Raw genomic sequence first — 21354 nt, 5'->3', positions numbered from 1 at the left:
ATGCCGCGGCCAAGCCCCCAGGGACGGGTCTACGGCGTCCCCCGCAACCGAACCCATCCCGCCATCCCACGGATAGTCGGCTTTTGCTGTTGCTTCGGCTTCGGCAGGTGCAGGGCGCAGCCCTGCCGAACACCCCTCTCATGCTGCGCCGCAGAATGCATTCGGCTGAACCTGCATGCTCTACTTGAATCGATCTAAATTCACGGTCTGGTGGGTCGGGCGTCATTCCAGGGGGAGCTCTCTGCCGGTCACGGCGGGACTCAGCGGAACGGTGCCGAACGATCCCGGCCGTCTGCCTCCGCGTCATCGACTACAGGAACCCGACATGCGCCCAGTGCCGTCCGCTCCCGCCGTCCCATTGTCCTCCCGCCCGCTGGCGCGCCTGGCCTGTCTGCTGGCGCTTTCGACCATGCCGATGCTGCTGCAGGCCGCACCGGCGGCGCTGGAGCGCGAGGTCAACACCTTCATCGGCAGCAAGGACGACGGCAATACCTTCCCCGGCGCATCGGCACCGTTCGGCCTGATCCAGGTCAGCCCGATCGGCAGCCACTATTCGGGCTGGCGCTACGACGACGAGAAGATCCGCGGTTTCGGTCACTCCTTCATCTCCGGCGCCGGTTGCTGGGAGCAGGGCGGGCAGGTGTCGATCCTGCCGGTCACCGGCAGCATCGGTCCGGGCGGCGATTTCGATACTGCTGACGCCAAGAACTTCAACCACAAGACCTATGCCGCTTCGTACACGCATGACGGCGAGATCGGCCAGGCCGGCTATTACAAGGTGCGCCTGACCAGCTACGGCGGCATCGACGCCGAGGCCACCGCGCGTACACGTGCCGCGGCCGAGCGCTACACCTTCAGCCAGCGCCAGGGCGAGGGCCACGTGCTGGTCAATGTCGGCCAGGCCAATGAGCGCCATTCGGTGATCGGCAGCGTGGTCGATGTGGTCGGCGACCGCGTGGTCGAGGGCAAGCTGGTGACCAAGAGTTTCTGCGGCGGCCATCAGTACACCACCTGGTTCCGCATCGAGTTCGACCGCCCGTTCAAGGCGCATGGCACCTGGGGCGAGGGCGGTGGCCTGCCGGGCGCGCGCCACAGCATGGAGGGCGAACAGAAGCCGAACGGTGCCTGGCTCAGCTTCGACCTGGCCAAGGGCCAGTCGGTAACGGCGGTCAGCGCGATCTCACATGTGGATGCCGAAGGCGCGCGCATCAATCTGCGCGCGGAGGGCATGCAGGGCGGGGCGCTGCTCGGTTTCGACCGGATGCGCGCGCTGTCCCAGCAGTCGTGGCGCGAGCAGCTGGGCCGGGTGCGCGTGCGGGGCGGCACCGCCGATGACCGCGCTGTGTTCTACAGCGCGGTCTACCACGCGCTGCTGCAGCCGATGACCGGCAACGACGCCGACGGCCGCTACCGCGGCTATGACGATGGCATCCACCGTGCCGATGGCTGGACCTACTACGAGTACTTCTCGCTGTGGGATACCTACCGCGCGCAGAACCAGTGGTTGGCGCTGACCCGCCCGGACGTGGCGCGCGACATCGGCCGTACCCTGCTGGCGATCGACGAGCAGGGCGGCTGGCTGCCGCGCTGGGGCTATGCCAACTTCGAGACCAACATCATGACCGGCGATCCGGTCACCCCGTTCATGGTCGACCTGTGGCGCTTCGGTGCGCTCAAGGGCCGTGAATCGCAGGCCTGGGATGCGCTGCGCCGCAATGCCTTCGGCACGCCGCCGCTGAACTCGCGCATGGCTGGCCGCTCCGGCAACCCGACGTACCTGGACAAGGGCTACGTGGTCTACGACCGCGCGTTCCCGTCCAAGGGCATGGACGTCGATCCGCACCACGGCGGTTCGGCTACCTTGGAATACGCACTGGCCGACTGTGCGCTTTCGCAGATGGCCGATGGCCTCGGCCATGCGCAGGACGCGGCGACGCTGCGTGAGCGCGGCCGCAACTGGCGCAAGGTGTGGGACCCGCAGGTGCGCGACGCCGAGACCGGCTTCACCGGTTTCCCGCGCCCGCGCACCGAGGATGGCCAGTGGTACACCCCGGCCGATGGCCACTACAGCCCGCGTTCGCACCACGGTTTCCATGAAGGCACGGCGTGGCAGTACCAGTGGCTGGCGCAGCAGGACGTGCCGGGGCTGATCGAAGCGATGCAGGGCCGCGAACAGGCCGGCCGCCGCCTCGATGCCTTCTTCGCGATGGACGCGCTGCAGGCGGACCCGCTCAACGCCGCCCGCAAGGAGTGGGTGGTCGGACCGTACAGCTACTACAACCAGTTCCGCTACAACCCCAACAACGAGCCGGACCTGCACTCGCCGTGGCTGTACACGCTGATCGGCCAGCCGTGGAAGACCGCGGCCGTGGTGCGCGCCGCGCAGCAGTTGTTCACCAATGCGCCCAACGGCGTGACCGGCAACGATGACCTCGGCACGATGTCGGCCTGGTACCTGTTCAGCGCCATCGGCGTGTACCCGGCGGTGCCGGGCAGCGGCCAGTTCCTGCTGCACACCCCGCGCTTCAGCAAGGTGGAACTGGACATGGGCAATGGCCGGACGCTGCGCATCGACGCGCCGGGTGCCGATGGTCGCCGCCTGCAGTACGTTCAGGGCGTGCAGGTCGATGGCCAGGCGCATGCGCCGGTCTGGCTGGACTGGAACCAGCTGCAGCAGGGCCCGCGCCTGCAGTTCGCGCTTGACGCGAAGGCGCCGGAGCAGGGCTGGGGTACGGCGGTGAAGGACCTGCCGGTGTCCTGGTGCGCGGCACCGGGCAGCCAGCTGCGCTGAGCCGGACTGTGCCGTTCGCGGTGACCCAGCGAACGGCACGGCACGACACGGCCCTGATCCATTAGGCTTGAGCCTCCAGCGGAGTCCGGGAAGACGATGAACGACAACGGCAGCAGTCCCAGCAAGCGCGCCGGCAAGGCAGTGACGGTGACCGACATTGCGCGTGCCATCGGCGTGTCACGCGCGACCGTGTCGCTGGTGTTGCGCGGCAGCCCGCTGGTCAACGTCGATACCCGTGCCAAGGTCGAGGCCGAGCTGCGCCGGCAGCGCTATGTCTACAACCGCGCTGCCGCCAACCTGCGCCGACGTACCTCGTCGAGCATCGCGCTGGTGATCAACGATCTTTCCAACCCGTTCTTCGCCGAATTCGCGTCCGGCGTGGACGAGGCGCTGGGCGGACGCGGCTACGTGACCCTGCTCGGCAGTACTGGCGAATCGCCGGAGCGCCAGCAGGCGGTGCTGTCCACGTTGATGGAGCACACCCCGGCCGGCCTGATCCTGTCGCCGGCCGAGGGCAGCGATACCGTGCAGTTGCGACAGGCACTGGGTGCCAATGCCAACGTGCTGCTGTTCAACCGCGAACTGGAAGGGGCCGACTGGGACTTCCTGACCCTGGACAACCAGCACGGCGCCTATCTGGCCACGCGCCACCTGATCGAGCGCGGCCATCGCCAGATCGCCTTCTTCGGCGGCCACGCTGCATCGAGCTCGTGCCACCAGCGCCGTGCCGGTTTCCAGCAGGCGCTGGCCGAGGCCGGTCTGTCGCTGCCGCCGGGCTGGATGATCGAGTCGGCGCCGAACCGTCTGGAAGCCGCTGCGCGCACCGATGAGCTGTTTGCCGATGGCCATCGGCCGAGTGCGGCGGTCTGCTACAACGACACCGTCGCGCTGGGCCTGATGCTGGGCTTGAATTCACGGGGCATCCGTCCGGGAGGTGACTTTGCCGTTACCGGCTTCGACGATATTTCCGAGGCCGCGGTGGCGGTGCCGCCGTTGACCACGCTCACCGCCGATCCGCGCGAGCGGGGCCGGCAAGCTGCGGCGCTGCTGCTGCAACGACTGGACGAACCGGACGCGCCGCCACGGCGCACGGTCGCGCCGGTGCAGTTGCGCATCCGCGAAAGCAGTGCCGCACGACCGAACTGACTTCTTCCGTACACCCCTTCCACGCAACAACGACCTTCCGCGCATCGAGGCGCGTACCGCATGCCGATCTCCGCAACGCCCCGTCCAACGGGATCTTCGGGCAACGCACCTGCCGTCACCAACGGCAAGGCGCTGGCCGTGGTCACCACGATCTTCTTCATGTGGGGCTTCCTGACCTGCCTCAATGACATCCTGATCCCGCACCTGAAGGCGGTGTTCGAGCTGAACTACGCCAAGGCGATGCTGGTGCAGTTCACGTTCTTCGGTACCTATTTCCTGATGTCGCTGCCGGCAGGTCGGCTGGTGGCGGCGCTGGGCTACAAGAAGGGCATCGTGGCCGGCCTGGTGATCGCCGGTATCGGCGCACTGGGCTTCTGGCCGGCGGCCGAGCTGCGCGTGTATGGCGCCTTCCTCGGTGCGTTGTTCGTTCTGGCCACCGGCATCACCGTGCTGCAGGTTGCTGCGAACCCCTACGTCGCGCTGCTGGGCCCGGAGCAGACCAGCTCCAGTCGCCTGACCCTGGCGCAGGCACTGAACTCGCTGGGCACGGCCATCGCCCCGATCTTCGGCGGCATGCTGATCCTGTCCAACACGGTGAAGAGTGCCGATGACATCGCGGCACTGCCGGCCGCCGAACAGCTGGCCTACCGTGCCGCCGAGGCGCAGGCCGTGCAGGGCCCGTACGTGGGGCTGGCCGTCGGGCTGGTGCTGCTGGCGCTGTTCGTATACCTGTTCCGCCTGCCGGCACTGAGCGATGCCACCGAGCAGGCCGACCAGGGCCACCACCACAGCTACCTGGATGCGCTGCGCAAGCGCCACCTGCTGCTGGGTGTGCTGGGCATCTTCTTCTACGTCGGTGCCGAAGTTTCGATCGGCAGCTTCCTGGTCAACTACCTGTCGATGCCCAACATCGGCGGCTTCAGCGAGCAGGAAGCCACGCATTACGTGTCGGCCTACTGGACGATGGCGATGATCGGCCGCTTCGCCGGCTCGGCGCTGCTGGCGCGCTTCTCGCCCAGCCGCCTGCTGGCGATCTTCGCGCTGGTCAACGTGGGGCTGCTGGTCACGACCATGCTGACCTCCGGCAACATCGCGCTGTACTCGGTGGTGGTGATCGGCCTGTTCAACTCGATCATGTTCCCGACCATCTTCGCGCTGAGCATCGAGCGCCTGGGCCCGCTGACCAACAAGGGTTCCAGCCTGCTGATCATGGCCATCGTCGGCGGTGCGGTGGTGCCGTACCTGCAGGGCGTGCTGGCCGACCACATCGGTGTGCAAGCCAGCTTCATCCTGCCGCTGCTGTGCTACGGCTACATCATTTTCTACGGACTGGTCGGCGCACGCACGCCGGCTTCCGCAACGCAGGGAGGCTGAGTCCGGAATGGGTTCCATCGTTTGCTTCGGCGAAATTTTGATCGATCTACTAGCGCAGCCGCCGGCCTCGGCCGATACGCCGCGGGCGTTCCTGCAGTACGCCGGCGGGGCGCCGGCCAACGTTGCCGTGGCCGCTGCGCGGCTGGGCGCGAAGACCCAGTTCGTCGGCATGCTCGGCCGTGACATGTTCGGTGACTTCCTGGCCGACAGCCTGGTCGAGCACGGCGTGGGCACGGATTACATCGTGCGTACCGATGCGGCGAAGACCGCGCTGGCCTTCGTCGCCCTCGACGCCAGTGGCGAGCGCAGCTTCAGCTTCTACCGCCCGCCGGCGGCAGACCTGCTGTTCCGTGACAGCGATTTCCAGGCCGCCTGCCTCGATAGCGCGCAGTGCTTCCACGTCTGCTCCAACAGCCTGACCGAGCCGGCCATCGCCGGGGCGACCTTCGCAGGCATGGACCGTGCACGTGCGGCCGGCGCGGTGGTCAGCCTCGATCTGAACCTGCGTCCCGCGCTGTGGCCGGCGAACGAGGACCCGACGCCGCGCCTGTGGCAGGCGCTGGAACGCGCCGACCTGGTGAAGCTGTCGCGCGAGGAGCTGGACTACCTGGCCGCGCCGCTGGGCGCCGATGGTGAGGCAATGGTGCTGAGGCGCCTGCTGGCCGCGCAGGCGCGCTGGGTGATCGTCACCGACGGTGCGGCCACGCTGCACTGGTACACGCGCGACAACCACGGCACGGTCACCAGCTTCCGCGTGGCCACCGTCGACACCACGGCGGCTGGCGATGCTTTCGTCGGTGGCGTGCTGGTTGGGCTGCTGGAGCGCGGCGGCGCCGGTACCGGTTTTGCCGCCTTCTGCCAGGACCCGGAGGCGATCACCGCCACGCTGCGCTTCGGCGCCGCGGTCGGCGCGCTGGCTGTTACCCGCAAGGGCGCGTTCGCCGCGATGCCCTCGCTCGATGAAGTGCAGCAGCTGCTGCAGGCCCAGGACATTACCGCATGAGCACCTCCCCCGACTTCCGTTCACCCGCGTTCCTGCGCGCGCACATCGCCGATACGATGGCGTTCTACCATCCGCGCTGCATCGATCCGAACGGTGGCTTCTTCCACTACTTCCGTGACGACGGCAGCATCTACGACGCCAACCATCGCCATCTGGTGAGCAGCACGCGTTTCGTCTTCAACTACGCGATGGCCTACCGCGAATTCGGCAACGCCGAGTACCGTGAGGCGGTCGAGCACGGCGTGCGCTACCTGCGCGAGGTGCACCGCAATCCGGCCACCGGCGGTTACGCCTGGACCCTGCGCGACGGCAAGGTCGAGGACGACATGAACCACTGCTACGGCGTGGCGTTCGTGCTGTTGGCCTACAGCTGCGCACTGAAGGCCGGTCTCGAACAGGCCCGCGCATGGATGGACGAGACCTGGCAGCTGCTGGAAGCGCGCTTCTGGGAGCCCCAGCACGGCCTCTACAAGGACGAAGCCGATGGGCAGTGGAACTTCACCGGCTACCGTGGCCAGAACGCCAACATGCACATGTGCGAGGCGATGCTGGCCGCCTTCGAGGCCAGCGGCGAACAGCGCTATGTGGAGCGCGCGCTGCAGCTGGCCGACAACATGACCCGTCGCCAGGCCGCCAAGGCCGGCGGGCTGGTCTGGGAGCACTACGATTCCAACTGGGAGATCGACTGGGACTACAACCTGGACGACCCCAAGCACCTGTTCCGCCCGTGGGGCTTCCAGCCCGGCCATCAGACCGAGTGGGCCAAACTGTTGCTGATCCTCGATCGCCACGTGCAGGCCGACTGGCTGGTGCCGACCGCGCAGCATCTGTTCGACGTGGCCGTGGCGCGCAGCTGGGACAACGCCCGGGGCGGCCTGTACTACGGCTTCGCACCGGAGTCGCGCCGGCAGCCAGGCATGGACGGTGCGCCGATCGGTGGCGACAGCTTCGTCTGCGACGACGACAAGTATTTCTGGGTGCAGGCCGAAACGCTGGCCACCGCCGCACTGATGGCCAAGCGCACCGGCGATGACCGCTACTGGCAGTGGTATGAACGCATCTGGGCCTACTCGTGGGAGCACTTCGTCGACCACCAGTACGGTGCATGGTTCCGCATCCTCGATGCCGACAACCGCAAGTACAGCGACGAGAAGAGTCCGGCCGGCAAGGTGGATTACCACACCATGGGCGCGTGCTACGAAGTATTGAACGTGGTGCGCTGAAGATCGTTCGAAGGCAGTAGTGCCAGGCCATGCCTGGCAATCCGGAATCGGTAGCGCCGGGCCACGCCCGGCGGAAGAACAGGAGCTCCGCGTGCATCGTCTTTCCCTCGTTGTCCGTCTGCTCCTGCTGCTGATCGCAGCCTCCGCCTTCCCGGCAACTGCAGCCCCGCTGCAGGCACAGTGGGAATTCCGCATGCTGCCCGGTGATGCGCAGGGTGCAGCCCACCCGGGCCTGCAGCAATGGCGTGCGGCGAAGGTGCCGGGCAGCGTGCACACCGACCTGCTCGCCCACGCGCTGATCCGCGATCCGTACGTCGGTGCGCCTGAGGCCGAGCTGCAATGGATCGGGCTGGCTGCCTGGGAGTACCGCGCCCGCTTCGACGTGGATGCGGCGACGCTGGCCAAGCCCAATGCCGAGCTGCGCTTCGACGGGCTGGATACCTATGCCGAAGTCAGCCTCAACGGCAGGCCGCTGCTGCGCGCGGACAATGCGCACCGCACCTGGCGTGCGCGCGTGGAAGGGCGCCTGCGCGCGAATGGCAATGAACTGCAGATCGTTTTCCGTTCACCAATCCGCACACTGCTTCCCGGTGTACAGGCGATGCCGCACAAGATCGCCGGCAACTATCCTTCGCCCTATGGCGATGAGCCCAAGGACGCGATGGTCGGCAACTTCGCGCGCAAGCCGGCCTATCACTTTGGCTGGGACTGGGGCCCGCGCTATGTCACCGCCGGCGTGTGGCGCTGGGTCGACCTGCAGGCCTGGGATGCGCACCGCCTGACCGATCTTGCCGTGCGTACCGATGCATTGAGCGCGGAGCAGGCGAAGCTGGCCGTGCTGCTGGAGATAGAGCAGGGCGCGGCGGCCGGTTCTGCGGTGGTCCATGTCGATGTGCGCGATCCGCAGGGTCGCATCGTGGCCCAGGTGCAGCGCAGGGTGCTGCTGAAGCCCGGCCAGAACGCCGTCGAAGTGCCGGTCGAACTGGTCAAGCCGCAGCGCTGGTGGCCGGTCGGCCACGGTGCACAGGACCGCTACACCGTGCAGGCCCGCCTGGACGGTGGCGCCGATGCAGCGCTGGTGCGCGAGCAGCGCATCGGCCTGCGCACGGTTGAACTGCGCCGCGAGCAAGACGGCAAGGGCGGGCAGGGCTTCGCTTTCGTCATCAACGGCGTAGAGATCTTCGCAAAGGGCGCCAACGTCATTCCGTTCGATGCCTTCCCCGCACGGGTCGACGCCGCGCGCCTGCGCCAGGTGCTGACCGCCGCACGCGACGCCAACATGAACATGCTGCGCAACTGGGGTGGCGGCTACTATGAGGACGATGCGTTCTTCGACATCGCCGACGAGCTGGGCCTGCTGGTCTGGCAGGACTTCATGTTCGGCGGCGGCATGCAGCCGGGCTACGATCCGGCGTTTCGTGCCAACGTGGTGGCCGAAGCACGCGACAACGTGCGCCGTCTGCGCCATCACCCCAGCATCGTGCTGTGGTGTGGCAACAACGAGGAAGAAACCGCCTGGAAGGACTGGGGCCACGGCCGCGACCTGAAGGCGGCCAACCCGGCATTTGCGGCGAAGGTCTGGCAGGGCTACGTCGACCTGTTCGGCAACGATCTGCGCCAGGTAGTGGGCGAGGAGGGGCTGGGCGTGCCGTACTGGTCCAGCTCACCGAGCAACGACCTTGACGAGAAGGCCAACGATTCAACGCGTGGCGACAAGCACTACTGGCAGGTCTGGGGCAATCCGGCGCTGCCGGTGCAGGCTTACCTGCGCGAGACGCCGCGCTTCATGTCCGAGTACGGCCTGCAGGCATGGCCGTCGGTGGCCACCGTGGACCAGATCGCCACCCGCGCCGAGCAGCGCATCGACAGCCCGGTGATCCGCGCGCACCAGAAATTCATGGCCGGCGAGGGCAACAGCCGCCTGCTGCACTACATCGAACTGGGCTACGGCACGCCGAAGGACTTCGAGGACTTCGTCTACCTCAGCCAGGTGATGCAGGCCGATGGCATCGCGCTGGCCGCGTTGCACCATCGCGCCTCGCGGCCGTACACGATGGGCTCGCTGTACTGGCAGCTCAACGACGTCTGGCCGGGTGCTTCATGGTCCAGCCTGGACTACTTCGGTCGCTGGAAGGCGCTGCACTACGCCGCGCGGCGCTTCTTCGCGCCGGTCACGCTGGCGGCATTGCGTGATGAGGGCAGTACGCGGGTGCGCCTGATCAATGATGGCGCTGCCGCAGATGCACGTTGGCGGTTACGGGTGATGGATGTGGATGGCAAGGTGCTGCGTCGTCGCGAGGACGCGGTGGCGTTGACGGCGGCGGGCGTCACCTCGATCGGTGATTTCCGCGATGCCGAGCTGCTGGCCGGTGCCGATCCGAAGCGCACGGTGGCCGTGTTCGAGCTGCTGCAGAACGGGGCGGTCAGTGCCCGCCAGATCGTCGGATTCGTCGAAGCAAAAGACCAGGTGTTGCCGCGGCAGAAGCTGAAGGCCACCCTGTCCATCGAAGGCGACCACTATCGACTGCGGCTGGACAGCGCAGCTTACGTGCGCGCGACGTGGATCGATTTCGGTGCGCTGGACGTGCAGGTCGAAGACAACCTGCTGGATCTGCTGCCGGGCGAGACCCGGGACATTGCGGTGCGCGGCCCGGTGGACCTGACGACCCTGCGCGAAGCAATGAAGCTGAAGACCCTCAACGATCGTTGAGGGCGGCACATCCTGTTTTGGTAGGTGCCAACCTTGGTTGGCACACACCGAACATGCCACCCAAGGCTGGCATCTACCAGACACGGAGCCGGGCAGGTGCGGACCGTCGGTCCGCACACCTCGATCGTTGAGGGCGGCACATCCTGTTTTGGTAGGTGCCAACCTTGGTTGGCACACCCCGAACATGCCAACCAAGGTTGGCATCTACCAGAAGCGGAGCCGGGCAGGTGCGGACCGTTGGTCCGCACACCTCGATCGTTGAGGGCGGCACATCCTGTTTTGGTAGGTGCCAACCTTGGTTGGCACACACCGAACATGCCAACCAAGGTTGGCATCTACCAGAAGCGGAGACGTGCAGGTGCGGACCGTTGGTCCGCACACCTCGATCGTTGAGGGCGGAACATCCTGTTTTGGTAGGTGCCAACCTTGGTTGGCACACCCTGAACATGCCAACCAAGGCTGGCATCCACCAGACGCGGAGCGGGGCAGGTGCGGACCGTTGGTCCGCACACCTCGATCGTTGAGGGCGGCACATCCTGTTTTGGTAGGTGCCAACCTTGGTTGGCACACACCGAACATGCCAACCAAGGTTGGCATCTACCAGAAGCGGAGACGGGCAGGTGCGGACCGGTGGTCCGCACACATCTCTTCTTTACAGCTGGATCTGCTGGAAGTTCTCGACCCGCTCGTGGCCGTTGGCGGCCTGGCCGATGCGCGGCATCGGGTAATCATCCAGGCGATCGATCAGGCGGGTCTGCAGGCCGGCTTCGCGGGCGGCGTCCAATTCCTCCACCACATCGGACAGGAACAGGATCTCGCCGGCCGGCACGCCGATCGCCTGCACGATGCGGCGGTAGCTGTCGGCCTCGCGCTTGCCGCCGATCTCGGTATCGAACCAGCCCGACACCAGCGGGCTGAGGTCACCGGCATCGCTGAAACCGAAGAACAGCTTCTGGGCCGGTACCGAGCCGGAGGAGTACACGTACAGCGGCAGGCCGGAAGCGTGCCAGCCCTTCAGCACCGGCGCCACTTCCGGGTAGAAGTGCGCGGTGTAGTCGCCACGGCGGTAGCCTTCGTCCCAGATCAGCCCCTGCAGCGCCTTCAGTGCGGTGTGCTTGCGGTCCTGGTCGATCCAGCCCTGCAGCGTCTCGGCCACCAGATTGTCCTGGCAGGCACCGCCGATCTCGGTAGCCACCGCGTCCAGCCAGCGGCGGACTTCAGGCTGCTGGCCATGTTCGGCGACGAACGCCGGCAAGGCCTTGCGGGCATAGGGGAACAGCACGTTCTTGACGAACGAGATGCTGCTGGTAGTGCCTTCGATGTCGGTCAGGATGACGCGGGGCTGCATGGATCAGGATGCCTGGGTGGGTACGTAACGGGGGAACTTCTGCGCGATGTCGGTGCCGGTGAAGTGGCCGACCCAGCCATCCGGCTCGGTGAAGAAGCGGATCGCCACGAAGCTGGGCTCATCGCCCATGTCGAACCAGTGGGTGGTGCCATCGGGTACGGCGATCAGGTCGTCCTTCACGCACTCGATCTCATAGACCTTGTCACCCACGTGCAGGGTGAACAGGCCGGAGCCTGCGACGAAGAAGCGCACCTCGTCTTCCTTGTGGAAGTGCTCGTCGAGGAACTTCTTCCGCAGCTCGGCGCGGTTCGGGTTGTCCGGGGCGATCGAGGCGACGTCCACGCTCTTGAAGCCGCGCTCGGCGACCAGGCGATCGATGTCCGCGCGGTAGGCGGCGAACACTTCCTCCTGGCTGGCGCCCGGCGCAACCGGTGCGGTGGCCTGCCAGCGCTCGAAGGTGACGCCGATCTTCTGCAGTTCGGCAGCGATGACCGCGCCGTCCTGGGTGTCCAGCAGCGGCGATTCGGGGCGGGTGTCGTCGTAGATGCGCAGTCGGCTCATGGCGGCAGCTTGAACGTCTCGGGGGGAAGACAGGGTATCAGGGTGGGGGCGAGGTGCAGATTCCGGATCGGCATCTGCACCTGCGCGCGGGTTCAGCCGCGCAGCTTGCGCAGTTCCAGTTCGCAGTGGAACAGGAATTCGAAGGCTTCCAGATGACGGCGCGCCTCGGCCATGTCACGGCCCCAGGCGTACAGGCCGTGGCCGTCGATCAGGTAGCCCCACAGGTTCTGGCGGTCGAGCAGGTCGTCGACCTGCTTCGAAAGCACGTTCATGTCCTGGGTGTTGGCGAACACCGGTACGTCGATGGCCATCTCATGGGTGCTGTTGCCGGCGAAGGCCTTCAGCAGTTCGTAGCCTTCCAGGTGCACATGACCCTGCGGCGCGTACAGGCGCGAGGCAATGGTCTGCACCGGCGAATGGGTGTGCAGCACGCAGCCGATCTCCGGGAAGCGGCGGTACAGCTGGGTGTGCAGCAGGGTTTCGGCGGAGGGGCGCAGCGGGCGGCCGACGGCCTTGCCATCGAAGTCCACCACCATGATGTCGTCCTCGATCAGGCGGCCCTTGTCCTTGCCCGAGACGGTGATCGCGGCGTGGCGGTCGTCCAGGCGGTGGGAGAAGTTGCTGCTGGTGGCCGGGGTCCAGCCGGCCTGGGCCAGTTCGCGGACGTTGTCGATCAGCAGCTGGGCCAGTTCGCCCAGGCGGGCGGTGTCGTAGGGGAAGGTGGTGGTGTCCATGGACGGCATTTTACGTGATCCGGCCCGATGCTGGGCCCGCGCGGCGACCGCCTGCCTGCTGCGTGGGCAACGCGAAGCGGTGTGCTGGCAGGCGGCGCGCAAGGGTTGGATCGAGGCAAGCACAGCGCTGGCTGAATGGGGAGGGCAGCGCTCCCGCTGGAAGCGATTCCGGTCGTGGACAGCCCTCTTGCCGCGAAACATCATCGGATTGCCGCAGAAATTCCGGCGAGCGCCAAGGAAAGGAGTACTTCGATGATCGCGCGCGCGATGGGGATGATGGGGGTGATTGGCATCATGCTTGCCAGCAGTGGCTGCACGATGGAATGGGTGAAGATGGATGCGGGTGCGCGGTCATTCGGCCCCGCCCATTCGAGTTGCAGGGCGCAGGCCGACGATCACTGGCCGGTCAGGAATGAAGTGGCCACGCGCACTGTCTACGAAGACCGCAAGGTGCCCTGCAGGCTTGATGAAGTCTGCGCCATTGACGGCAAGTACAACATGGTACCCATGCCGAAAGAGGAGAGTTACATCGTGGACGTCAACGCGTCCGACCGCAGCAGCGAGTTCAACGCCTGTATGGCCGGTGCCGGCTGGCAGCAGCAGCTCATCTGGTTCAATCGCCGCTAGGCGGAGCCGGCGCGGCGGACGACAGCGGCTCGACCGGTTGCTGCTCAACGGACTCGAGGCAACAGTGGCCAGCGGAGAATGCCGTGGTCGTGCGAATCGTTCAGGCGTAGAGGCTTGAGACGTGCAGCGAGCAGGACAAGAACACGTACGACGTGAATGGAAAGCACGAGCGCGTGCAGCGACCGGAAATCGAGAAGGATGATGGAGATGGCTACGTGTATGCGACTGGCCGTGGCTGCGGGGCTTGCGCTGTTGACCAGAGGTTGTGCGACCGAATGGGCCCGCTTCAGTGATCATGCTGATCCGCTGGATGAGTCGCGGTGGCGCTGCAGGGCAGAGGCCAACGAGAAGTGGCCGGAGAAGATGGACGTTGTCGAGCGCACCGAAGAGATTGAGGTGCTGACGCCTGCAAGGAAGGCGAGACATGCGACGTGGATGGCAAATACAAGACGATGCTGATGCCAAAGACCGAGCGCTACACCGTGGACGTCAACGCCAAGGAGAATCACGAGCACTTCATGGGCTGCATGGGCGGCGCAGGCTGGATACAGAAGACCTTCTGGTTTGGCCGCAGATGATCATCGTCGGGCGCCCTGGTCGCTGGGAATGACCATCATCCATGCATGGCGTGGATCTACCGGACGTGCCGGGAAAGTGTCAGGGGCGGGGGGGCATGGGTTCGCGGGGGTGTCCGCGGCATGGATGCCGCGGCCAAGCCTCCATGGATGGATTCACGGCGTCCCCCGCTAACCCATGCCTCTCCGCCAAACCCTCAACCCAGCTGTTGCTCTGGAAGTTGCTCCGGCTCCGGCGGGTGCAGGGCCGCAGGCCCTGCAATCCCTTTACTTCACCCGCAGGCGGCTGTGCCTGAAGCCGTAGCAGAAATAGATCACGAAACCGACGAACGTCCACACCCCCATCAGCATCCAGTTGTGCATCGTCATCGCCGACAGCAGGGCAAGGCAACTCAGCACGCCCAGGCTGCAGATCAGCCACGCCATCGGCATGCGGAACGGCCGCGGCAGGTCCGGCTGGGTGCGGCGCAGGATCAGCACGCCGGCGCACACGGCCGCGAATGCGATCAGTGTGCCCATCGAGGTCAGCTCGCCCAGGATGTCCAGCGGGAACAGCGCCGCCAGCAAGGCGATGCCGATGCCGGTGATCACGGTGTTGATGTGCGGAGTGCGGTACTTCGGGTGGATCCTGGTAAACACCGGCGGCAGCAGGCCGTCGCGACCCATGATCATGAAGATGCGCGGCTGGCCGATGATCATCACCAGCACCACCGAGGACAGGCCGACCAGCGCGCCGACCTCGACCACCCAGCGCAGCCAGCCCAGCTGCGGATGCGCGGCCACGGCAGTCACCACCGGCTCGTCGGTGCCGAGCAGCTGGAACGGCACCAGGCCGGTCATCACCGCGGCCATCGCGATGTAGAGCACGGTGCAGATCACCAGCGACAGCATCATGCCGAACGGCATGTCACGCTGCGGATTCTTCGATTCCTGCGCCGCCACCGACACCGCTTCGAAACCGATGTAGGCGAAGAACACCATCGCCGCGCCACGCAGCACGCCTTCCATGCCGTACTTGCCGGGGCCTTCGTTGGCCGGGATGAAGGGCGTCCAGTTGCTGGTGTCCACGTACTTCCAGCCGACCACGATGACCAGCAGGATCAGGCCGGTCTTCAGCACGACCATTGCCATGTTCATCGCCGAGGACTTGCTGATGCCGACGTAGCACAGCCAGGTCAGCATCAGTACCAGCGCAGCGGCCGGCAGGTTGGCGATCGCGCCGGTGGGGCGCAGCTGTGCATCGAGTGGGGCGCTGACCAGCGCCGCCGGTAGATGGATGTCGAACTGGCTGAGCAGGCTGAGGAAATAGCCGGTCCAGCTGACCGCGACCGCCGAGGCGGAGACGCCGTATTCGAGCACCAGCATCCAGCCGATGAACCAGGCCGAGAGCTCGCCGAAGGTGGCGTAGGTGTAGGTGTAGGCGCTGCCGGAGACCGGCACCATCGAGGCGAACTCGGCATAGGCCAGTGCGCAGAAGGCGCAGCAGATGGCGGCCAGTACGAAGGACAGCATGATGGCCGGGCCGGCGTGGTTGGCGGCGGCCTGGCCGGTGATGACGAAGATGCCGCCGCCGATCACCGCGCCGATACCGAGGGCGGTCAGGCCCCAGGGGCCGAGGTGGCGGCGCAGGCTCAGGCCGTTGGCGTCTTCATGGGCGGCATGCGGGTGCTTGGTGGCCCACAGTTGCTTGAACATGTGTGGTGGTCTTGTCGAAGCGCGCCACGGGCGGCGCGCGGGGAAAACGGACGGGCCGGCGCGAGGCCGGCCCGTAGGCGGATCAGGGCGACTTGGCCAGCTTGCTGTTGCGGATGCCGTAGCCCAGGTAGATCAGCAGGCCGAGCAGCGTCCAGCCAACGAACAGATGCCAATGCACCACGAACGCCTGCCAGAACAGGAACAGGCAGGTGGCCGCGCCGAGCGGGCAGATGATCCACACCATCGGCACGCGGAACGGGCGGTGCAGGTCCGGCTTGGTATAGCGCAGCACCAGCACGCCGACGCAGACGGTGGCGAAGGCCAGCAGGGTGCCCATCGAGACGAGTTCGCCGAGCACGTTCAGCGGCACCAGGCCGGCCAGCGCGGCAGCGATCACGCCGACCACGATGGTGGCGACGTACGGGGTGCGGAAGCGGGCGTGGACCTTGCCGAAGAACTTCGGCAGCAGGCCGTCGCGGGAGATGGTGTAGGCGATGCGGGTCTGGCCCATCATCATCACCAGCACCACCGAGGACAGGCCGGCGATGGCGCCGATTTCCACGAACGTCTTCAGCCAGGACAGGGTCGGGTAGGGCTCCAGGGCGGTCGCCACCGGCTTGTCGGTGCCCAGCAGGTGGTACGGCATCATGCCGGTCAGTACCGCGCAGACGATGATGTAGACGATGGTGCACACCGCCAGCGAGCCGAGCAGGCCGATCGGCATGTTGCGCTGTGGGTCCTTGGTTTCACCGGCGGCGGTGGAGACCGCGTCGAAGCCGATGTAGGCGAAGAACACGATGGTGGCCGCGCGGAAGATGCCGCTCCAGCCGAACTCACCCGGCACGCCGGTGTTTTCCGGGATGAACGGCTGCCAGTTGGCCGGGTCGATATGGGCCGCGCCGATGCCGATGAACAGGCAGATGACGGTGACCTTGATCGCCACGATGATGGCGTTGACGAAGGCCGACTGGGTCACGCCCACGTACAGCAGGCCGGACACCGCCGCCACGATCAGCACCGCCGGCAGGTTGAACAGCTTGCCGGAGGAGACGAACTCGCTGCCGGTCCAGGCGATGGGCGCGGCGCTGAGCAGGTCCGGGAACGGCATGTGCAAGGTGGTGGTGATGAAGCTGATCAGGTACGCCGACCAGCCCACCGCGACCGAGGCCGAGGCGAACAGGTACTCCAGCACCAGGCACCAGCCGATGAACCAGGCCATGCCTTCGCCCAAGGTGGCGTAGGAGTACGAGTAGGCACTGCCGGAGACCGGCATCATCGCCGCGAACTCGGCGTAGCACAGGCCCGCCAGGGCACAGGCGAAACCGGCCAGCACGAACGAAAGCATCACCGCCGGGCCGGCATGGTTGGCCGCCGCCTGGCCGGTCAGCACGAAGATACCAGCGCCGATCACCGCACCCACGCCAAGCAGGATGAGGTGTTTAGCCGTGAGGGTCCGTTTCAACGTGGCTTCGCCGTCCAGGCTGCCTTCGATGGGTTCGCCGGCATCGACGTGCCCGGCCGGTTCAACCGGCTTGACCCTCAACAGAGCTTTCAGCATGCAGTACTTCCTAGTGATCGGATGGGGTGGGCCGCCGATACGTTGCCGGCAACCCTGGAATGGTGAAGGCCGCGCGAACGGCCCGCTGTACCTTAGCCAAAGCTGAAGCTAACGCACAAGCGCAATCGCAACAATGAACGGCGATAATGAGCAGTATTTTTCCAGACCGCCCCCATTCATGCGCCAGACCGCCGAAACCCTTGCCGTGCTTGACGATCGCCTGCGTGGCCTGCTGCGGGACTATGCCCGCCGTGAGCCTGCCCACGACGCACTGGCTGCCGAATTCGGCACATTGCTGGACGATCCGGAAGATCCGTTCCGGCGTGAACGGCTGGCGGGCCACTTCACCGCCAGCTGCTGGCTGGTCAGCGCCGATGGCCAGCGGCTGCTGCTGACCCATCACCGCAAGCTGCAGCGCTGGCTGCAGCTGGGCGGCCACGCCGACGGCGACCGCGACCTGGCCCAGGTGGCGCTGAAGGAAGCCGAGGAGGAGTCGGGCCTGAGCGGCCTGGTACTGGAAGACCCGGCCATCTTCGATCTGGACAAGCACTGGATTCCGGAGCGCAAGGACGTGCCGGGGCACTGGCACTACGACATGCGTTTCGTGATCCGGGCGCTGGGTGGCGAGGCCTTCGTGCTCAGCGAGGAGTCACTCGACCTGGCCTGGCGGCCGGTGACCGAAGTCGCGGCCGATCCGGAATCGGACGAATCCATGCAGCGCATGGCGCGCCGCTGGCTGGCACGTTGAGGTAAAAAGGGGACGGAGGGGATCAAGTCGTTTATAGCGCATGTGCCGCAAACGACTTAATCCCCTCCGTCCCCTTTTTTCAATACAGGATGCGCGTCCGCAGCGTGCCCGGAATCGCGGCCAACTCGTCGCGCACGGCGGCGGCCTGTTCCTCGCTGGCGGTAATGTCGATCACCACGTAACCCACCTTCGGGTCGGTGCGCAGGAACTGGCCGTCGATGTTGACGTTGTGGCGCGAGAAGATCTCGTTGACCTTGGACAGCACGCCCGGCACGTTCTGGTGGATGTGCAGCAGGCGCAGGCTGTCTTCGTGTTCGGGCAGGGTCACTTCCGGGAAGTTGACCGCCGACAGGGTGCTGCCGTTGTCGCTGTAGCGCACCAGCTTGGCCGCCACTTCCACGCCGATGTTGTCCTGCGCCTCCAGCGTGCTGCCGCCCACGTGCGGGGTCAGGATCACGTTGTCGTGGCGGGTCAGCGGCGATTCGAAGATATCGCCATTGCCCTTCGGCTCGACCGGGAACACGTCCAGCGCGGCGCCTCCGACGTGGCCGCTGGCCAGCGCCGCGTCCAGCGCATCGATGTCGACCACGGTGCCGCGCGCGGCGTTGATCAGGTGCGCGCCCTTGCGCATCTTCGCCAGCTCGGTGCTGCCGATCATCCACTGCGTGGCCGGGGTCTCCGGCACGTGCAGGGTGACGATGTCGGCCCGCGCCAGCAGGTCGTCCAGGCTGGCCGCAGCACGCGCATTGCCCAGCGCCAGCTTGGTTTCCACGTCGTGGAAGATCACCTGCATGCCCAGCGATTCGGCCAGCACGCCGACCTGGGTGCCGATGTGGCCATAGCCGATGATGCCCAGGGTCTTGCCACGCACCTCATGGCTGCCGCTGGCCGACTTCGACCAGCCGCCGCGATGGCACTCGGCATTCTTCTGCGGAATGCCACGGGTCAGCATGATCGCCTCGGCAATCACCAGCTCGGCCACGCTGCGGGTGTTGGAATAGGGCGCGTTGAACACCGGGATGCCGGCCAGCTCGGCCGCGTCCAGGTCGACCTGGTTGGTGCCGATGCAGAAGCAGCCCACCGCGATCAGGCGCTTGGCCTCGGCCAGCACCTCGGCGCTGAGCTGGGTGCGCGAACGGATGCCGACGATGTGCGCCTCGGCGATGCGCGCCTTCAGTTCGTCCTCGGGCAGTGCCTTGGTGTGCGCCTCGATCTGGCTGTAGCCGGCGGCGCTGAACACCTCCACGGCGGTCTGGCTGACCCCCTCCAGCAACAGCACGCGGATATCCTGCTTGGGGAACGAGGTCTTCTTCGGCGACATGGGGCGACACGGCCAGTGGGACAGGGGCTGACCACTATGCCAGATCGCAACGCCCATGGTGCAGTGCGCAATTGGTTGCATCCGTAGCTATCTGCACGGCTGCGGGGCTGGACGCTGGCGCGTGCCGCTGGCACGCTTGCCCGTTCTTCACGCACCGCGCTGGACCGTCATGACCGATTCCCGCATTGCCTCGCTGCAGCAGGCCTGTCCCGGCCTGAAGCTGAAGACCGACCCGGCCGACCTGGAGCACTACGGGCGCGACTGGACCCGGCGCTGGACGCCGGCGCCGCTGGCGATCGCGCTGCCGGCCACGGTCGAGGAAGTGCAGGCGGTGATGCGCTGGAGCGCAGACGAGGGCGTGGCCGTGGTGCCGTCCGGTGGCCGCACCGGTCTCTCGGGTGGCGCGGTGGCCGCCAACGGCGAGCTGGTGCTCAGCCTGGAGCGGATGAACAAGGCGCTGGCCTACGACGCGGTCGATCGCACCCTGGTGGTGCAGGCCGGCATGCCGCTGGAAGCCGTGCACAACGCCGCGCTGGACCACGGTCTGATCTACCCGGTGGACTTCGCTGCGCGCGGGTCGTGCACGATCGGCGGCAACATCGCCACCAATGCCGGCGGCATCCGCGTGATCCGCTACGGCAACACCCGCGAGTGGATCGCCGGGCTGAAGGTGGTTACCGCCAGCGGCGAACTGCTGGAGCTCAACAAGGGCCTGATCAAGAACTCCAGCGGCTATGACTTCCGCCAGCTGCTGATCGGTTCGGAAGGCACGCTGGGCGTGATCGTCGAAGCGACGGTGAAGCTGACCGATCCGCCGCCGGCCAGCAACGTGATGCTGCTGGCGCTGCCCAGCTTCGAAGTGCTGATGCAGGTATTCGCCGCGTTCCGCGCGCGGCTGCAGCTGCAGGCCTTCGAATTCTTTACCGACCGGGCGCTGGAGCACGTGCTGGCGCATGGTGCGCAGGCACCGTTCGACGAGGTGCATCCGTACTACGTGGTCACCGAGTTCGCCGCCAACGACGAAGCGCAGGAAGCGGCGGCGATGGCGGCCTTCGAGGACTGCATGGGCAACGGCTGGGTCAGCGACGGCGTGATCAGTGCCAGCGATGCCCAGGCCGCCCAGTTGTGGCGCCTGCGCGAAGGCATCACCGAATCGCTGGCGCGCTACAAGCCCTACAAGAACGACGTCTCGGTGCGGATCTCGGCGATGCCGGCGTTCCTGGCCGAGACCCAGGCATTGATCGGGCAGGCCTACCCGCACTTCGACGTGGTCTGGTTCGGCCATATCGGTGACGGCAACCTGCACATCAACGTGCTCAAGCCCGATGACACCAGCGACGCCGATTTCGTGGCGCAGTGCGAGCATGTGACCAAGCTGCTGGCGCAGGTGCTGGCCCGGTTCGATGGCAGCATCTCGGCTGAACACGGCATCGGCCTGGTCAAGAAGGGCTACCTGGACAGCACCCGCGGCCCGGCCGAGATCGCCCTGATGAAGGCGGTCAAACGCGCGTTCGATCCCCAAGCGCGGCTGAATCCCGGCAAGCTGTTCGACGTTTGAGCCGGGCAAATCCTTCACGCACCCGTTACGCTCCACGCTTCCTCACAACCGGCTTCGAACCGATGACCCGTCCGCTTCTGCTGCTCGCCCTGCTGTCCCTGCCGCTGGCCGGCTTCGCTTCCAGCTTCGCCGGCACCTCGGCCGGTTCCGCCACCGGTGCATCGTCGGGCTCTTCGGCCAGCAGCTCGGGCGACGACAAGGTGGTGCAGGCTGCACGCGACGATGCCGCTGCGTTCGTCGCCAGCGATGGCCAGATCCGTGGCGCCCGTCTGCAGGCCGCACTGGTGCACCTGCGTGAGCAGAGCGCTGCCGCACAGCAGCAGAGCGACCTGGAACTGGCCCGCGCGCTGCTGGCGCGTTGATCCCGGGTAGTGCCGGCCGC

The 21354-nt window shown here is 66.5% G+C and carries 16 protein-coding genes; 10 read left to right on the top strand and 6 right to left on the bottom strand.

The genetic code is table 11. The features are described 5' to 3' along the window. Positions 1-325: 325 nt before the first annotated feature. From AC5P8Y_RS12190 to AC5P8Y_RS12165, 6 genes are all read left to right on the top strand, one after another. On the top strand, positions 326-2791 hold the full coding sequence (locus tag AC5P8Y_RS12190; protein WP_049431829.1) for a GH92 family glycosyl hydrolase: 2466 nt from the start codon (positions 326-328) through the stop codon (positions 2789-2791). Between the two features lie 96 nt (positions 2792-2887). After that, positions 2888-3937 carry a LacI family DNA-binding transcriptional regulator gene (locus tag AC5P8Y_RS12185; protein ID WP_005413180.1) on the top strand — a complete coding sequence of 350 codons (1050 nt, stop codon included), beginning with the start codon at positions 2888-2890 and terminating at the stop codon, positions 3935-3937. Positions 3938-3997: 60 nt separating this feature from the next. Continuing rightward, positions 3998-5311, top strand: a complete 1314-nt coding sequence (gene fucP, locus AC5P8Y_RS12180; protein ID WP_111172539.1) for an L-fucose:H+ symporter permease — start codon at positions 3998-4000, stop codon at positions 5309-5311. 7 nt (positions 5312-5318) lie between these two features. Further along, a complete protein-coding gene (locus tag AC5P8Y_RS12175) occupies positions 5319-6314 on the top strand; it encodes a carbohydrate kinase family protein (RefSeq protein ID WP_049404350.1) in 996 nt (331 codons plus the stop codon). Further along, positions 6311-7537, top strand: a complete 1227-nt coding sequence (locus AC5P8Y_RS12170) for an AGE family epimerase/isomerase (protein WP_495201982.1) — start codon at positions 6311-6313, stop codon at positions 7535-7537. Before AC5P8Y_RS12175 ends, AC5P8Y_RS12170 begins: the two co-directional genes overlap by 4 nt. A gap of 91 nt (positions 7538-7628) precedes the next feature. Beyond that, positions 7629-10247, top strand: a complete 2619-nt coding sequence (locus tag AC5P8Y_RS12165) for a beta-mannosidase (protein ID WP_049404355.1) — start codon at positions 7629-7631, stop codon at positions 10245-10247. 652 nt (positions 10248-10899) lie between these two features. Here AC5P8Y_RS12165 and mtnC read toward each other — a convergent pair. From mtnC to AC5P8Y_RS12150, 3 genes are all read right to left on the bottom strand, one after another. Next, positions 10900-11595: an acireductone synthase gene (mtnC, locus tag AC5P8Y_RS12160; RefSeq protein WP_049433633.1), complete on the bottom strand. Its 696-nt coding sequence runs from the start codon at positions 11593-11595 to the stop codon at positions 10900-10902. 3 nt (positions 11596-11598) lie between these two features. Next, entirely contained in the window at positions 11599-12156 is a 558-nt protein-coding gene (locus tag AC5P8Y_RS12155; RefSeq protein ID WP_005409451.1) for a 1,2-dihydroxy-3-keto-5-methylthiopentene dioxygenase, read from the bottom strand. A 92-nt stretch (positions 12157-12248) separates the two neighbouring features. After that, positions 12249-12890, bottom strand: a complete 642-nt coding sequence (locus tag AC5P8Y_RS12150) for a methylthioribulose 1-phosphate dehydratase (RefSeq protein WP_032966041.1) — start codon at positions 12888-12890, stop codon at positions 12249-12251. 174 nt (positions 12891-13064) lie between these two features. Between AC5P8Y_RS12150 and AC5P8Y_RS12145 the strand changes: the two genes are divergently transcribed. Beyond that, positions 13065-13517 (top strand): hypothetical protein, encoded by a 453-nt coding sequence (locus tag AC5P8Y_RS12145; protein ID WP_229295642.1) that lies wholly within the window; start codon positions 13065-13067, stop codon positions 13515-13517. 842 nt (positions 13518-14359) lie between these two features. On the opposite strand, the gene AC5P8Y_RS12140 is transcribed toward AC5P8Y_RS12145, so the two are convergent. Continuing rightward, complete coding sequence (locus AC5P8Y_RS12140; protein WP_033833464.1) at positions 14360-15787, bottom strand: amino acid permease; 1428 nt, start codon at positions 15785-15787, stop codon at positions 14360-14362. Positions 15788-15869: 82 nt separating this feature from the next. Next, positions 15870-17345, bottom strand: a complete 1476-nt coding sequence (locus tag AC5P8Y_RS12135) for an amino acid permease (RefSeq protein WP_005409456.1) — start codon at positions 17343-17345, stop codon at positions 15870-15872. A 133-nt stretch (positions 17346-17478) separates the two neighbouring features. On the opposite strand from AC5P8Y_RS12135, the gene AC5P8Y_RS12130 reads away from it, so the two are divergent. Next, positions 17479-18093 carry an NUDIX hydrolase gene (locus AC5P8Y_RS12130; protein WP_080354694.1) on the top strand — a complete coding sequence of 205 codons (615 nt, stop codon included), beginning with the start codon at positions 17479-17481 and terminating at the stop codon, positions 18091-18093. 79 nt (positions 18094-18172) lie between these two features. Here AC5P8Y_RS12130 and serA read toward each other — a convergent pair whose 3' ends face one another. Beyond that, positions 18173-19414 (bottom strand): phosphoglycerate dehydrogenase, encoded by a 1242-nt coding sequence (gene serA, locus AC5P8Y_RS12125; RefSeq protein WP_033833465.1) that lies wholly within the window; start codon positions 19412-19414, stop codon positions 18173-18175. A gap of 169 nt (positions 19415-19583) precedes the next feature. On the opposite strand from serA, the gene AC5P8Y_RS12120 reads away from it, so the two are divergent. Together AC5P8Y_RS12120 and AC5P8Y_RS12115 are read left to right on the top strand one after the other, a co-directional pair. After that, positions 19584-20972 carry an FAD-binding oxidoreductase gene (locus tag AC5P8Y_RS12120; protein WP_049433635.1) on the top strand — a complete coding sequence of 463 codons (1389 nt, stop codon included), beginning with the start codon at positions 19584-19586 and terminating at the stop codon, positions 20970-20972. A 62-nt stretch (positions 20973-21034) separates the two neighbouring features. After that, the gene (locus AC5P8Y_RS12115) at positions 21035-21334 is read left to right on the top strand and encodes a DUF2388 domain-containing protein (RefSeq protein ID WP_005413193.1); all 300 of its coding nucleotides are present in this window, start codon (positions 21035-21037) and stop codon (positions 21332-21334) included. The last annotated feature ends 20 nt before the right edge of the window (positions 21335-21354 follow it).

The organism is Stenotrophomonas sp. YJH_SMC_12-1 (assembly GCF_059370935.1).
The sequence above is the reverse complement of the archived record's forward strand: the minus strand, read 5'-3'. Positions and strand labels throughout refer to the sequence as shown.

Coding starts and splice junctions, on each gene's coding strand:
- fucP (WP_111172539.1), top strand. CDS start 3,998: ATGCCGATCTCCGCAACGCCCCGTCCAACGGGATCTTCGGGCAACGCA.
- AC5P8Y_RS12170 (WP_495201982.1), top strand. CDS start 6,311: ATGAGCACCTCCCCCGACTTCCGTTCACCCGCGTTCCTGCGCGCGCAC.
- AC5P8Y_RS12130 (WP_080354694.1), top strand. CDS start 17,479: ATGAACGGCGATAATGAGCAGTATTTTTCCAGACCGCCCCCATTCATG.
- AC5P8Y_RS12155 (WP_005409451.1), bottom strand. CDS start 12,156: ATGAGCCGACTGCGCATCTACGACGACACCCGCCCCGAATCGCCGCTG.
- AC5P8Y_RS12135 (WP_005409456.1), bottom strand. CDS start 17,345: ATGCTGAAAGCTCTGTTGAGGGTCAAGCCGGTTGAACCGGCCGGGCAC.
- AC5P8Y_RS12115 (WP_005413193.1), top strand. CDS start 21,035: ATGACCCGTCCGCTTCTGCTGCTCGCCCTGCTGTCCCTGCCGCTGGCC.
- serA (WP_033833465.1), bottom strand. CDS start 19,414: ATGTCGCCGAAGAAGACCTCGTTCCCCAAGCAGGATATCCGCGTGCTG.
- AC5P8Y_RS12175 (WP_049404350.1), top strand. CDS start 5,319: ATGGGTTCCATCGTTTGCTTCGGCGAAATTTTGATCGATCTACTAGCG.
- AC5P8Y_RS12150 (WP_032966041.1), bottom strand. CDS start 12,890: ATGGACACCACCACCTTCCCCTACGACACCGCCCGCCTGGGCGAACTG.
- AC5P8Y_RS12140 (WP_033833464.1), bottom strand. CDS start 15,787: ATGTTCAAGCAACTGTGGGCCACCAAGCACCCGCATGCCGCCCATGAA.
- AC5P8Y_RS12190 (WP_049431829.1), top strand. CDS start 326: ATGCGCCCAGTGCCGTCCGCTCCCGCCGTCCCATTGTCCTCCCGCCCG.
- mtnC (WP_049433633.1), bottom strand. CDS start 11,595: ATGCAGCCCCGCGTCATCCTGACCGACATCGAAGGCACTACCAGCAGC.
- AC5P8Y_RS12185 (WP_005413180.1), top strand. CDS start 2,888: ATGAACGACAACGGCAGCAGTCCCAGCAAGCGCGCCGGCAAGGCAGTG.
- AC5P8Y_RS12120 (WP_049433635.1), top strand. CDS start 19,584: ATGACCGATTCCCGCATTGCCTCGCTGCAGCAGGCCTGTCCCGGCCTG.